The 13,393-nt window shown below is 70.6% G+C and carries 13 protein-coding genes; 7 read left to right on the forward strand and 6 right to left on the reverse strand.

The genetic code is table 11. From position 1 onward, the window contains the following. The first annotated feature begins 62 nt into the window (after positions 1–62). Positions 63–1,229, forward strand: coding sequence for an N-acetylglucosamine-6-phosphate deacetylase (gene nagA / locus IF64_RS0119805; RefSeq protein WP_030533649.1), 1,167 nt, complete (start codon positions 63–65; stop codon positions 1,227–1,229). 54 nt (positions 1,230–1,283) lie between these two features. Then, a complete protein-coding gene (locus IF64_RS0119810) occupies positions 1,284–1,670 on the forward strand; it encodes a hypothetical protein (protein ID WP_030533650.1) in 387 nt (128 codons plus the stop codon). A 9-nt stretch (positions 1,671–1,679) separates the two neighbouring features. Here IF64_RS0119810 and IF64_RS0119815 read toward each other — a convergent pair whose 3' ends face one another. Next, positions 1,680–3,083 carry an FAD-binding oxidoreductase gene (locus IF64_RS0119815; protein WP_051758018.1) on the reverse strand — a complete coding sequence of 468 codons (1,404 nt, stop codon included), beginning with the start codon at positions 3,081–3,083 and terminating at the stop codon, positions 1,680–1,682. A 191-nt stretch (positions 3,084–3,274) separates the two neighbouring features. On the opposite strand from IF64_RS0119815, the gene IF64_RS0119820 reads away from it, so the two are divergent. The 4 genes from IF64_RS0119820 to IF64_RS0119835 all read left to right on the forward strand — a co-directional run bounded on the left by IF64_RS0119820 (position 3,275) and on the right by IF64_RS0119835 (position 6,198). After that, the gene (locus tag IF64_RS0119820; protein ID WP_048807584.1) at positions 3,275–3,829 is read left to right on the forward strand and encodes a MarR family winged helix-turn-helix transcriptional regulator; all 555 of its coding nucleotides are present in this window, start codon (positions 3,275–3,277) and stop codon (positions 3,827–3,829) included. Further along, positions 3,826–4,647, forward strand: coding sequence for an MSCRAMM family protein (locus tag IF64_RS0119825; protein ID WP_030533653.1), 822 nt, complete (start codon positions 3,826–3,828; stop codon positions 4,645–4,647). Before IF64_RS0119820 ends, IF64_RS0119825 begins: the two co-directional genes overlap by 4 nt. Continuing rightward, positions 4,647–5,468, forward strand: coding sequence for a YceI family protein (locus IF64_RS0119830; RefSeq protein WP_030533654.1), 822 nt, complete (start codon positions 4,647–4,649; stop codon positions 5,466–5,468). Before IF64_RS0119825 ends, IF64_RS0119830 begins: the two co-directional genes overlap by 1 nt. A gap of 70 nt (positions 5,469–5,538) precedes the next feature. Continuing rightward, positions 5,539–6,198 (forward strand): DedA family protein, encoded by a 660-nt coding sequence (locus tag IF64_RS0119835; protein ID WP_030533655.1) that lies wholly within the window; start codon positions 5,539–5,541, stop codon positions 6,196–6,198. Between the two features lie 34 nt (positions 6,199–6,232). On the opposite strand, the gene IF64_RS0119840 is transcribed toward IF64_RS0119835, so the two are convergent. Beyond that, complete coding sequence (locus IF64_RS0119840) at positions 6,233–7,921, reverse strand: ABC-F family ATP-binding cassette domain-containing protein (RefSeq protein ID WP_246134803.1); 1,689 nt, start codon at positions 7,919–7,921, stop codon at positions 6,233–6,235. Between the two features lie 440 nt (positions 7,922–8,361). After that, positions 8,362–8,997 carry a nucleoside/nucleotide kinase family protein gene (locus IF64_RS0119845; protein WP_030533657.1) on the reverse strand — a complete coding sequence of 212 codons (636 nt, stop codon included), beginning with the start codon at positions 8,995–8,997 and terminating at the stop codon, positions 8,362–8,364. Positions 8,998–9,181: 184 nt separating this feature from the next. Here IF64_RS0119845 and IF64_RS0119850 point away from each other — a divergent pair, with 184 nt between their 5' ends. Next, on the forward strand, positions 9,182–10,249 hold the full coding sequence (locus IF64_RS0119850; RefSeq protein ID WP_051758012.1) for a LacI family DNA-binding transcriptional regulator: 1,068 nt from the start codon (positions 9,182–9,184) through the stop codon (positions 10,247–10,249). A gap of 170 nt (positions 10,250–10,419) precedes the next feature. Here the strand turns inward: IF64_RS0119850 and IF64_RS0119855 are convergent, their stop codons facing one another. From IF64_RS0119855 to IF64_RS0119865, 3 genes are all read right to left on the reverse strand, one after another. Further along, a complete protein-coding gene (locus IF64_RS0119855) occupies positions 10,420–11,088 on the reverse strand; it encodes a TrmH family RNA methyltransferase (protein ID WP_030533659.1) in 669 nt (222 codons plus the stop codon). A 21-nt stretch (positions 11,089–11,109) separates the two neighbouring features. Then, a complete protein-coding gene (locus tag IF64_RS0119860) occupies positions 11,110–11,499 on the reverse strand; it encodes a DUF2784 domain-containing protein (RefSeq protein ID WP_030533660.1) in 390 nt (129 codons plus the stop codon). Between the two features lie 201 nt (positions 11,500–11,700). Continuing rightward, positions 11,701–13,302 carry a flavin monoamine oxidase family protein gene (locus IF64_RS0119865; RefSeq protein WP_281292260.1) on the reverse strand — a complete coding sequence of 534 codons (1,602 nt, stop codon included), beginning with the start codon at positions 13,300–13,302 and terminating at the stop codon, positions 11,701–11,703. Between the last annotated feature and the right edge of the window lie 91 nt (positions 13,303–13,393).

Consider the following 13,393-nt stretch of genomic DNA (forward strand, 5'->3'; position numbering starts at 1 on the left):
AACTCTCACATCGCAAGGTTTTCTCGTAGCCGCACGCTGGTCTGGACCAATAGGATGGCGCCGTGAGCAGTCCCCACGACACCGCAACCCCGCCCCCGGACCTCGTTCTCGCCGGGGGACGCATCGCCCTGCCGTCGGGAGTGGTGGACGACGGGTGGATCGCGGTGTCGGGGGACACGATCGTCGCGACGGGCACCTCCGCCCCACCCACCGGGCCGCGAGTCGAGCTCGGCGGCGATCTCGTCGTGCCGGGTTTCGTCGACATGCACTGCCACGGGGGCGGTGGTGCGTCGTTCTCCACCACCGACCCCGCCGAAGCCGCCCGTGCGGTGCTGGCCCACCGCCGGCACGGCACCACCACGATGCTGGCCAGCCTGGTCAGCGAACCGATCGCGACCCTGACCGACCAGATCGCGGCACTGAGCGAGCTGGTCACCGACGGTCTGCTGACCGGCATCCACCTCGAGGGTCCGTTCCTGGCCGAGTCCCGCTGCGGCGCACACGATCCGGCGGTGCTCAGGGCACCCGACGGCGACGCCGTGTCGACCCTCCTCGACGCCGGCCCGGTCAGCATGGTCACGCTCGCACCGGAGCTGCCCGGCGGAGTGAAGGCGGTGCGCCAGGTGTCCGAGGCCGGCGTCCTCGCGGCGGTCGGGCACACCGACGCGCGTCGCGACGAACTGCGCGCCGCCGTGAACGCGGGCGCCACCGTCGCCACACACCTGTTCAACGCCATGCGCCCGCTGCACCACCGCGAGCCCGGCGCGGTCGGCGTCCTGCTCGACGACGAGCGCGTGACCGTCGAGCTGATCAGCGACCTGATCCACGTGCACCCCGACGTCCTGCACCTCGCGGCCACGCACGCCGGCCGCGGGCGGACGACGTTGATCACCGACGCGATGTCCGCCGCGGGTGCCCCCGACGGTCGCTACACCCTCGGCGCACTCGACGTCGAGGTCCGCGACGGGGTCGCCACGCTGCCGGACTCCGGTGCCCTCGCGGGCAGCACGCTCACCATGGACGCCGCGTTCCGCAACGTCGTCCACGACGTCGGCCTGGACATCGCAGACGCCGTCCACGCGACGTCCCTCCGGCCTGCCGAGCTGCTCGGCATCTCCGACCTGGTGGGCCAGATCGCCGACGGCCTGCGCGCCGACCTGGTCGTACTCGACGACAACCTGCGAACACGGCGCGTGATGCATGCTGGACGCTGGGTCACCGGCGAGTGACACGGCAGCCCGACCGGCTGACCCGCCCCGAGTACCGCACTACGCTGGGCTCTGATGAGCGACGACCCCGAGCGCCTGTTGGCCGAGGCGTTGCGGGCGCAGGCTCGCAACGCGCCGCCCACGGAAGGGCCGGCACCGCGGCACGCCGCCCCCGCGCCCGTGGACGCCCCTGCCCCCGCACCACCCGTCGTGGAGACGCCCGGCGGGTACGGACTGCTGTCCGGCGCGGGCGAAGGCTCCCTCGAACGGGAACGGGCGGCGCTCGACGCTCAGCAGACCGCCGTGCGCGAACCGGCGGACAGCCCGCACGCCACCGGCACCCACGCGGTCGACCGGATGCTCGACCGCGACCGGCCCGTGACCCTGCCGTGGGTCCTGCTGCTCGCAACGGCGCTCGGGCTCGCGTGCGGATGCGTCATCGGCCTGCTCACCGTGACGTGAGTGCGGGGGTCAGGCGAACATCGACCCCGGGTTGAAGACGCCGTCCGGGTCGAGCGCTCTGCGGATGTCGCGATGCACGCGGAGGCCGACGGGGCCGAGTTCGTGCGCCAGCCAGTCCTGCTTGAACTTTCCGATGCCGTGCTCGCCGCTGACGGTGCCACCGAGGCCGAGACCGAGTTCGCAGATCGCGTCGAACGCCGACCTGGCACGGTCGAACTCGTCGTCACCGCCGTAGATCACGGTGGGGTGCATGTTGCCGTCGCCCGCGTGGCCGTTGACGACGATACGCAGCCCCACGTCGGCGGAGATCCGGGCGCAGCCGTCGATGAGATCGGCGATGCGGGTGCGCGGCACGCACACGTCGTCGGTCATGTGCGCGCCCATCGACTCGATCGCCGGATGCACGGCCCTGCGCGCCTGCATGAGCATCGCCCCCTCGGCGGGGTCCGAGGTCGAGTGCACGAGAGCCGCACCTGCCTCCGCACACACCCGCTCCAGCACCTCGAGCTCACGCACCGCGGCCTCACCACCGGCGTCGGACTGGCACAGCAGCAGCGTGCCGCCGCCCGAGTCGCCCGCTCCGAGGTCGGTTCCGAGGTGCTGTTCGACGGCGGCCACCGTCGCGGCGTCCATGATCTCCATCAGCGAGGGCACGAGCCCCTCGCCGACGATGCGGGTCACGGCCGCGCCCGCGTCCGCGGTCCGGCCGAACACCGCCACGAGCGTGCCCGGCGCCTGCGGTCGCGGGCGCAGCGACAGGGTCGCCTGCGTGATCACGCCGAGCGTGCCCTCGCTGCCGACGAACAGTTTGGTCAGGTCGTACCCGGCGACGCCCTTCACGGTGCGCCTGCCCGTGCGCAGCACCGAGCCGTCGGCCAGCACCACCTCGAGTCCCAGGACCGAGTCGGTGGTGACGCCGTACTTGACGCAGCACAGGCCGCCGGCGTTGGTGGCCAGGTTCCCGCCGAGGGTGCAGAAGTCGTAGCTGGCCGGGTCGGGCGGATAGAACAGGTCGTGCTCGGCGACGGCCGCGCGCAGGTCGGCGTTGATCACGCCCGGTTCGACCACCGCGAGCCGGTTCGCCGGGTCGACCTCGACGATGCGGTTCATCCGTGTCGACACGAGCACGACACAGCCTTCGAGTGCGTTGGCGCCGCCGCACAGCCCGCTGCCGGCACCACGGGGAACGACCGGGATCCCGGCGTCGGCACACGAGCGCACCACGGCCTGCACGTCCTCGGTGGTGGACGGGAACACGACGGCCAGCGGCGTCCCGGACGGGGCCAGGGGCAGGCGGTCCCTGGCGTAGGTCATCGTGACGTCGGGGTCGGTGAGCACCCCGGCGGAGCCGAGCCGGGCGGTCAACGTGGCGACGAGATCGGCGGCGGTGCCGATCGTGGGACTACCGGTCATGGCGTGCACGGTAGTGCGCGAACCGGCCGGCACGAGCGGACGTGCGCACCTTCACTCCTCGGCGGCTTGCATCGGCGGGACGTCGGCGACATGCTCGCGTAAGCTGAAACTAGTTGCACATAACAAACAATCCGGTGCATGCCGGGTCGACGACCGCGCCGGCCGACGAAGCAGCGGTGAAAGACGTACCCATGCCAGACCCCTCCCAGGACGACCTCGACCTCGCCGACGAACTCGGCACGCAACTCGTGCGGTTCTTCCGAGCGATGGCCAAGACGAAGTCGTACATGTCCAAGATCGGGCCGGACGGTATCGAGCGCGCCGCCTACGCGATCCTGTTCTACCTCGTCAACAACGGACCGCAGCGCACGTCCGCACTGGCCGACGCGATGCACTCCGACATCTCCACGGTCAGCAGGCAGAGCACGATGCTGGTGCAGCACGGGCTGGTGGAGCGCACCGCCGACCCCGAGGACGGGCGCGCGACGTTGCTCGCCCCGACCGCGGAGGGCCAGCGCGTGTTCGAGGAGAACCGCAAGCTCAGGGCCAAGTCGATCGCCTCGATGCTGCAGGAGTGGGAGCGCGACGACCGCGTGGCGGTCACCCACCTGCTCGGCAGGCTCAACGACGAGTTCGAGAACTTCCAGCAGCAGAACCCACCGACGTCGCCGGACACGGATCCGGCAGACACGGCGGCCCCAGCGAACACGGCGGAGCCGGCGAACACGGCGGTGGAGCGAGCATGACCGCGCAGCTCGACGACCGGGCCGAGTGCGAGATCGCGGGCGATCTCGCCGATCCGGACGGCACACCGATCACCGGCGCGACGGTGACGCTGATCGACGCCATTGCGGGGGAGCAGATCGCACGCACCACCTCGTCGGGTGAAGGCGGCTTCCGCTTCGACACGCTGGGTGCGGGCACCTACGTGCTGATCGTGTCGGCGGCGGGCCACCGGCCACTGGCGGTCAACGTACCCGCTACCGCCGGCGAAACCGCACCGTTGCACCTGGTCATGCACGGTTCGGCGCAGGTGATGGGCGTGGTCCGCACCGAGGGCAGGCACGGCACCCCGATCGAGGGCGCAACCGTGACGATGGCGGACTCCCGCGGTGAAGTGATCGGCGCTAGCATCACACGATCGGATGGCGGCTACCTACTCACCGAGATCGACGCGGGCACGTACACGATCGTCGCCAGCGGCGAAGGGCTGCGGCCGACCGCGATGACGCTGACCGTGCCCGACGGCGAGGTCGTCCGTCAGGACCTCGAGCTCGGCGGAGCCGTACGGCTGACCGGGATCGCGCGCACCGAGGAAGGACGCGTGGTGCCGGACGCGCGGATCACCGTCCTCGACCAGGGCGGGCAGGTGGTCGCGGTGACACGGACCGACGCCGACGGCCGCTACACGGTCGCCGACCTGCCCGGCGGCGACTACACGGTCGTGGCGAGCGGTTATCCGCCCGTGGCGAGCCAGGTCAGCGCCACCGAAGGCGAAGCAACCCACGACGTCCGCCTGGGATACGAACAAGTGCTGCACGAGCTGAAGGGAACACACCGCTGATGCCGGGACTGTCCGCCACCGTCCGCACGACCGACGGGTGGGGAATCGAGCACGCCGTTCTCACCGTCACCGATCTGAGCGGACGCCAGGCGGCGCACGCGACGGCCAACGCCCAGGGCACGGTCGGCACCGGCGACCTCGCTCCAGGGGTTTACACCGCGGTGGTGACCGCAGCCGGCTATCTGCCCGTCGCCCGCACCGCGCAGATCGGCGGAGTGGGCGGGGCCGAACTCGGCGAGATCGTCCTGGAGCCGGAGGAGGGCGCCATCGAGCTCCCGCCGACCGGCCCGTGGGTGATCGACCCGATGCACTCGACGGTCCAGTTCGCCGCACGGCACCTGGGCATCTCGAGCATCAAGGGGCGTTTCGGCGAGGTGCAGGGCAGGCTCGACATCGCGCGTCCCGTCGAACAGTCGACCGTGCACGCACAGATCAGCGCGGGGACCATCGACACGGGCATCAAGATGCGCGACGACCACCTGCGCTCGGCCGAGTTCCTCGACGTCGACAACCACCCGACGATCGACTTCGTCAGCACGGGTCTGGTCCAGCGCGGGTCGGCCGAATGGACCCTCGACGGCGAACTGACGCTGCACGGCCAGCGCAAGCCCGTCTCGCTGGAGATGACCTACGGCGGTTACGGACCCGACCCGTGGGGTGGCACGCGCGCCGCCTTCCACGCCGAGACCCAGTTGCGCCGCGACGACTTCGCGATCAACTACAACGCGATGGTGCGGGCGGGTGTGGCCGCGGTCGGCACCACCGTGAAGGTGGAGATCGACCTCCAGGTCGTGCAGGGGGACCGGCTCCCCGAGATGTGATCGCCCCCCGGGCCCGCTTTCGCGTGCTCACCTGGGCGTGGGCGACGTGCGACGACGTACGCTGCCCGATGTGAGTTCTGTGTTTGCCGAGGGTTCCGGGGTCGGACTGGACTGGCTCGCGACGGCCGGTCCGGTGCTGGTCTGGATCGTCGTGCTCGCGTTCGTGTTCATCGAATGCGCCGTGATCATCGGACTGTTCCTGCCCGGCGACTCGCTGTTGTTCGGTGCGGGCATCATCCTCGCCCAACACGGCTCGCCCGACCTGGAAGCCTGGGCGCTGTCGCTGGCCGCGCTGATCACCGCGGTGGCGGGCAACCAGGTCGGCTACCGCATCGGCAGGCACACGGGCACCCGGTTCGTCGCCCGCCGCGGTGGCAAGGTGCTGAACCAGGACAACCTCGATCGCGCGCGCGACTTCCTCAATCGCAAGGGTTTCCTCGCCATCGTCCTGGCGCGGTGGATCCCGTGGATCCGCACGCTGGCCCCACTGATCGCCGGCGCGGCGAGGATGGACGCCCGCAGGTTCATGCTCGCCACCACGGCGGGTGCCCTGCTCTGGGTGCCGACGCTGGTGCTGGTCGGGTTCTACGGCGCGGGCCTGCTCGAAAGCATGCCGTGGCTGAAGACGACGCTGGTCTGGGCCAGCATCGCCTTCTTCGTCGGCGGCACGGTGTACGGCATCTACCGCTACCGGCAGGAGATGCGCAAACCCATGGAGGAACCCGCCTGAGCGTGCACCGCCGAGACGGCTGGCGGCGTTGCGGTCACTGCGTGGTGAGCAGGCCGTGACGCAGGGACAGGTGGCGAGTCGGGTTCAGCGCGGACAGGAATTCGGCGTCGTGGCTGACCACCACCATCGCTCCCTCGTACGCGCGCAGCGCGCTCTCCAGTTGGCCCACACTGACCAGGTCGAGGTTGTTGGTGGGCTCGTCGAGCAGGAGCAGCTGCGGCGCGGGCTCGGCGAACAGCGTGCACACGAGCGTCGCCCGCAACAGCTCCCCGCCCGACAACGCGCCCACCCGGCGATGCGCCCCGTCGCCGCGGAACAGGAAGCGGGCCAACAGGTTCATCCGGTCCACCGGTGTCATCGACGGTGCGAACGCGGCGAGGTTCTCCGCCACCGACCGGTCCGCATCCAGTACGTCCAGCCGCTGCGACAGGTAGGCGACGCGCCCCTCGGCTCGTCGCACACTGCCCGCGTCCGGTTCGACGGTCCCGGCGATGACCTTCAGCAGCGTCGACTTTCCGGCACCGTTCGGTCCCGTCAACGCGATCCGCTCCGGTCCGCGAATGGCCAGGTCGATCCCCTCGACGGCGGTCTCGACGACCTCGCCTTCGGCGTCGACCGTGTCGATCCGCCCCTCGAACAGGTCACGCACCCGGATTCCTTCACCCTGGAACACGGTCCGTCCCGCGGGCACGCGGGTCTGCGGCAGGTCGACCACGATGGCGTCGTCGTCCCGCAGCGACCGCTCCGCCTCGTCGAGGCGCTGCCTGGCCTGGGACAGGCGTTCCGAGTGCACGTCGTCCGCCTTCGCCGCCGACACCTGCGCCTTGCGCTTGAGTTCCCCCGCGACGATCTTCGGCAGTCCCGCGTCGGCGACCTTGCGCGCAGCCGTACCGCTGCGACGCGCGGCACGCTCCCTGGCCTCCTGCATTTCCCGCTTCTCGCGTTTGACCTGCTGCTTGGCGGTGCGGATGCGTTGTTCGGCCGCGTCCCGTTCGGCCTCGACCGCCTCGGCGTAGGCGGTGAACCCGCCACCGAAGAACCGGATCTCGCCGCCCGGTCGGCTGCTGTCGAGTTCGGCGATGCGGTCCATCCGGTCGAGCAGCGTGCGGTCGTGACTGACGACGAGCAGACAGCCCGACCATCCGTCGAGCACGTCGTAGAGCGCCTGCCTGGCGTCGGCGTCGAGGTTGTTGGTGGGTTCGTCGAGCAGCAGCACGTCGGGCTCGGCGAGCAGCTCCGCGACCAGTCCCAGCTGCACGATCTGGCCGCCGGAGAGCGTGTCCAGGCGGCGGCCCAGTTCGATGCCTCGCAGGCCGAGCCGGTCGAGCAGGGCACGAGAGGTCTCCTCGATGTCCCACGCGTTGCCGACGACCGAAAAGTGGCGTTCGTCGACGTCCCCGGCCTCGATCGCGGCGATCGAGGCAAGCACCTCGGAGACGCCGAGAACGTCGCCGACCGTGGATTCGGCGCGGTAGGGCAGGGTCTGCGGCAGGTAGCCGAGCACGCCGCCCACGGTCACCGTTCCCGCGGTCGGCCGATGGACGCCCGCGATGAGCGCGAGCAGCGTGCTCTTGCCCGCGCCGTTGGGCGCGACGAGCCCCGTGCGGCCGCGGCCGACGGTGAAGGACAGGTCGTCGAAGACGGGGGTGTCGTCGGGCCAGGCGAACGACAGGTGGGAGCAGACGATCGAAGCGGGAGTGACGGCGGCGGACACGTCGGACACGGCTGATTCCTCGGGAGATCGGGCGGACCACGACACTCGACACCACCGGCACGCGCCGGTGGCTGCTCCGCGGATCAGCGATCGCACCCTGACGAGCCGAGATACGGGCTCTGCCGGGTACGGGCTCTGCCGGACCATGCCGAACGAGTCGGCTCGGGCTCGGCGATCAACGCGGAGCGGTCAGTGGTCACCCATTTCGTGTTCTCCCAAGAACGGCAACAGGCCGCGTTCGAGGTTACCGGAAGGCAGTGGACCTCGTCGCGGCATTTTTCCGCGTGCAGTGTGCATATCCACGTGTGGACAAGCCTGTGGACAACTCCGGGTTATCCACAGGCCGTCCACAAGTGCGGCCGGACATCCCCAGCCGGCCCTCGCCGAGGCAGGCGCGGCAGCACCGCCGGGCCACGACTGGCTCGGCGGGCTCGACGGGCTCGACGGGCTCACACGGCGAAGTTCGGCAGCTCCATGTCGGTCACGACGAGGTCCGCACGCGCCGCACTGGGCGCCACGAGGTCGGCGTTGCGCTGGTCGGATCCCCACGCGCGCTGCTGTGCCTCCACCAGGGAACGCCCGTACTTACGGTGGCGGGTGACCAGCCGTTCGATCCGGACGTCCTCCTCGGGCTGCAGGAACCACGCCTCGGCCAGCAGCGGACGCAACTGGGCCCACGGCTCGGTGTCGAGCAGCAGGTAGTTGCCTTCGGTGATCACGAGCGGCACGTCCTCGGGCACGGCCACGGCACCCGCGATCGGCTCCTCGATCTCCCTGCGGAACTCCGGCGCGTACACGCGCTCGTCACCGGCGGCGAGCCTGCGCACCAGGTGCGCGTAGCCGACACCGTCGAACGTGTCGGGAGCACCCTTGCGGTCGGCGTTGCCGAGGCGGGCGAGCTCCACCTGCGCGAGGTGGAAGCCGTCCATTCCCACCACCTTGGCGCGGTTGCCGAGTGCACCGGCCAATCGCCAGGCCAACGTCGTCTTGCCCGAGGCCGGGGCGCCCGCGATGCCGAGCACCTTTCGCTCACCGGATGCGGCGAGCGCCTCAGCGCGTGCCAGCAGATCGTCGAAAGTCGTCATCTCGCTCCCATCATCGCCCGTGCCCCACGATGCCGCTGTCCTACCCCACCCCGTGCGGCCGCGGCAGGCCGGGCCGTGATCGAGACTGACGGTAGGCAGCGGTATCGTGCCGCGCAATCGCCTGCGCAAACGCTTGCCCGCCCGTTTGCCCGTCCGTCGACACCGGAAGGAGTCCCGCGCACCCGTGCCCACGCAGAGGCCTCACCGCCGGCCGACCCAGCGCGACATCGCCGAGCTGGCCGGGGTGTCGATCACCACCGTGTCACACGTCGTGAACGGCACGAGAGCCGTGGCACCGGCCACGAAGGAGGCCGTGCTCGCGGCGATCGAACAGACCGGCTACACCGGCGACGTCATCGCCCGCTCGCTGGTCACGGGAGGCAGCAGGACGATCGGGCTCGCGGTCTCACTCAGCGGCAGCCCCCACGTGGCCACCCTCGTCCAGGCGATCGAGCGCGAGGCCGCCGCCGCAGGCTACACGGTGCTGCTGTCCGACACCCACGACGACGTCGAGACGCAGCGGTCGGTGGTTCGCGCCCTGCGTGCGCACCGCGTCGAGGGACTGCTGCTGGTCTCCGCGCCGGGAGACAAGGAGGTCGTCGACGAGCTCCTCGCGGCCGAAGTGCCGACCGTGCTGCTCGACCGGCTGACCACGCGCAGCGACGTCGACCAGGTCGGCCCCGAGAACATCCAGGCCATGTCGGCGCTCACCGAACACGTCGTGGCGCAGGGACACCGGCGGGTCGGGTTCGTCAGCGGACCGGAGGGGCAGGTCACGAGCGACGAGCGGGTGCTGGGCCACCGGCTCGGCCTCGGCCGCGCGGGCGTGCCGTGGAACGCCGAACTCGTCGCGGCGGGCGATTTCTCCCGCGAGGGTGGTGCGGCCGCTCTCGCTCAGTTGCTCACCCTGGCTGAACCGCCCACCGCGGTGCTGGCCGCTGACGACGCGATGTCGGCCGGAGTGCTGCTCGAGGCGCGCAGGCGCGGCCTGCGGATCGGCACGGACCTCGCGCTCGCCGGGTTCGACGACCCCGAGTGGGCCGATCTCGTCGAGCCGCCGCTGACCACGATGGCCCAACCCGTCGCCGACATCGGCAGGGAGGCGATGCGCCTGCTGCTGCGACGTTTCGCCGACCCGGAGTGCGACGCGGAGACCGTGCGGCTCAGCCCGCAACTGCGCGTCCGCGCCTCCTGCGGCGCCGTGTCGTCAAGCCCCCGCGAAACCGCACTGGCGGGAAACCCAACGAAGTAACGCCCCCAGGGCCGCGTGTTGCGCCCTCGGGAAGCCGTGTTGCGCCTTCAGGGCCGCGTGTTGCGCCTTCGGGGTCTCGTGTTGCGCCCTCGGGGTGCGCTCGCCCGTTCGGCCGGAGAAGACAACTCCGCCTCGAGGCGCGTTCCGGCACGGCGAGCCGGAACGGCGGATCACCAGGCGTTCGCGACGTCGGCGTGCTGACGGACCCAGGTGTGCATGACGATGCCGGCGGCGACACCGGCGTTGATGGACCGCGTGGTGCCGAACTGGGCTATCGACACGACCAACTCGGCCGCCTCCTGTGCCTCCACCGACAGCCCGGGGCCTTCCTGGCCGAACAACAGCACGCACTCGCGGGGCAGCTCGGCGGTCTCGAGCGGCTCCGCGCCCGTGGTGTTGTCGACGGCCACCAGCGGCAGCGCCCGCGCCCGTGCGAACTCGACGAGGCCGTCGACCGTCGGATGGTGGTGGAGGTGCTGGTAGCGGTCGGTCACCATCGCACCGCGCCGGTTCCACCGGCGCTTGCCGACGATGTGGACGGCGGCCGCGGCGAACGCGTTGGCCGTGCGCACCACCGTGCCGATGTTGTGGTCGTGCTGCCAGTTCTCGATGGCCACGTGGAACGGATGCCTGCGCGTGTCCATGTCGGCCACGATCGCCTCGCGCCGCCAGTACCGGTAGGCGTCGACGACGTTGCGGCGGTCGCCTTCGGCGAGGAGCTCGGGGTCGTACCGTTCGTCGTTCGGCCAAGGTCCTTCCCACGGCCCCACACCGACCTCGGGACGGCCGCCCCACTCGCTGGGCCCCGCCACGTTCGCATCAGACGTCACGCAGTCCATTCTCGCGCGCGGCGCGGAGGCTCAGCCGAGGCGGATCGAATGCCGGGCGCTCGGATCGGCGTCCCGGTGCCGGTGGAGCACGTAGGCACCGACGTACGAGCCCGCCACGAGCAGTAGCGCCGCCACCGCGACGAACGGCAGCATCGACTCGGGCACGAGCGTGCCGTAGATGTAGTAGTCGTTGAACCCGCCCGGCAGGGGGCCGAGACCGCGTTGCTCACGCAGGAAGTCCTCGACGACGGTCAGCGGGCACGCGAGCGGAAAGACGTTGACCGCGATTCCCCAGAACGCGAAAACGCCGTGCACGAAGATTGATCGAGGCCAAATCCAGGCCAGAAATCCGCCGAGTCCGATGTAGGCGAGCGCGATGAAGTGCACGACGGTGACCAACGTCGTCAGCAGCCACAACATCGAACCCCACCTGCCTCGATGACCGGCGACCATCCCCCTTTACTCGAATCAACATAGCGGGCCGGGCAGGTATTCCGCTTCCGAGAATTCCCCTAGGGGAGAAACCGGACTCAGCCGTTACGGTTCCGATATCGCCGCTAGCCTGTGTGGGTGCTTTTTCGCCGCCACCGGCCGGCACTCGCCTTCACCGGCCGGACGCGGTCAGCGGGCGGCGACGCGTTCGTGCAGCGCCGACACGACGTACCGTGCGGAGTCCATCGCCCCGGCCTGCCATGCGGTCTGGTGGCTGAGCCAGTCACCGGCGAAGTAGACGTTGCCCGCGGGCCGATTCAGCAGGTCGTACTCCGGCCCGTACGACGACCACATGGCCCAGCCGCCCTCGAGGTGCGGAGTGCGGTCCCACGCCACCGAGAACGAGGCCCGCACGCCGCGTCGGTACTTCTCGCCGTGGATCTTCGCCCCCTCGGCCAGGGCTCGGCGTTTCCGCTCGGCAGGCGACAATGCGCCGTAGGCCTCCGCCATCGGGCCCTCGTTGTAGTAGCCGACGAGGATTCCGTGGTCGCGGGCGAAGCCGTGGGAGGGATACCACATGCTGAGCAGGTCGAGGTCGGTGTAGGTGATCCCGCCGTAGATGCGCTCGTCGAGCTCCCACCAGCGCCGGTCGTATTCAAGACCGAGTTTGCCCGCGGCCCAGATCTCCGGGGTGCGCAGAGCCGTGGCGATCGCCGGGTCGAGGTTCGTCGGCAGCTCGGCCATGAGGTGCGTCGGCAGCGTCGCGATGCAGAAATCGCCGCGCAGCACGGACTTCTCACCCCCGGACCGGTACGTCACCTCGACGCCGCCGTCGGTGTTGCGCAGTTCGGTGGCCCGGGCGCCGGTGACGACCCGGGCGCCACCCCGCCGTGCGGCGGCGAGGAGGGCATCGACGATGGCGTCCATGCCGCCGACCGGTTGCAGCATCGTCATCGCCTGGTCGTAGCCGAGTTCGAGCTGCAGGTACCGGCCGAGCCCGCTCGAGAGCGTCTCCGACAGCGACGGGGTCGGGCCGCGCACGACGCCTTCCTGGTCGGCGGCACCCGGCTCGACCGAGTAGCCCCGCCTGCTGCTGCCGGTGTAGGCGAATCCGTCGGCCTTCTCGCCGATGTCACCGAAGCCGGAGAGGAACGTCAGCAGCGCCTCCTTGTCGTCCGCGGTCAGCTCGGCGTCGAGGGCTCCTGCGTCGACGGCCTTGGACAGCAGTTCGGCCACGTACCCGTGGTGGTCGGCCTTCACCGTGCGGTGCATGTGCGGATCGTCGCCGTCGCGGTGGAGGAACGCGTTGGCGTTCGAACTGAGCAGCGGTTCGAGCCGCACGCCGAGTTCGTGGCAGTAGTCCACGGTGATGTGGGACTGCGGGATGCGGCCGGGGCCGGCGTTGAAATACGTGTCGTCGTCGCGGGTGAACCGCGCCGTCTGGGTGTTCCCGTCGAGGTCGGTGTCGGTCGTGCCGGCGCGCACGGTCCAGTTGCGCCCGCCGACGCGCTCGGCGGCTTCGAGGACGACGCAGCGGTACCCGGCCTTGCCGAGCTCGTAGGCAGCCGTGAGCCCGGCGATCCCCGCCCCGAGCACGACGACCGTCGCGCCGCGGGCGTCCGAAGGGAGGTCACCGGCGCGCGGTTCGCGGAAATCCGGTGCCGCCAGTGCTTGCGGCGGCGCGAGGAGCCCGAGCGTGCGCATCGACTCGAACATGACGCCCGCCCCGCCGGCGGCACCAATGGAACGCAGCAACATCCGGCGGGTCAGTCCCGTGCCGTCGGCAGACAACGTCGGCTCCCTTCGTCGCGGAAGGGAGAAGTCTGCCTCTCATGGCCGCCCCGATGGCCCACGAGGAGCCATCAATTGCAGCTGCAAACGG

The sequence above is a fragment of the Prauserella rugosa genome (assembly GCF_000719975.1).
In the GTDB taxonomy this organism is placed as follows: Bacteria; Actinomycetota; Actinomycetes; order Mycobacteriales; family Pseudonocardiaceae; genus Prauserella; species Prauserella rugosa.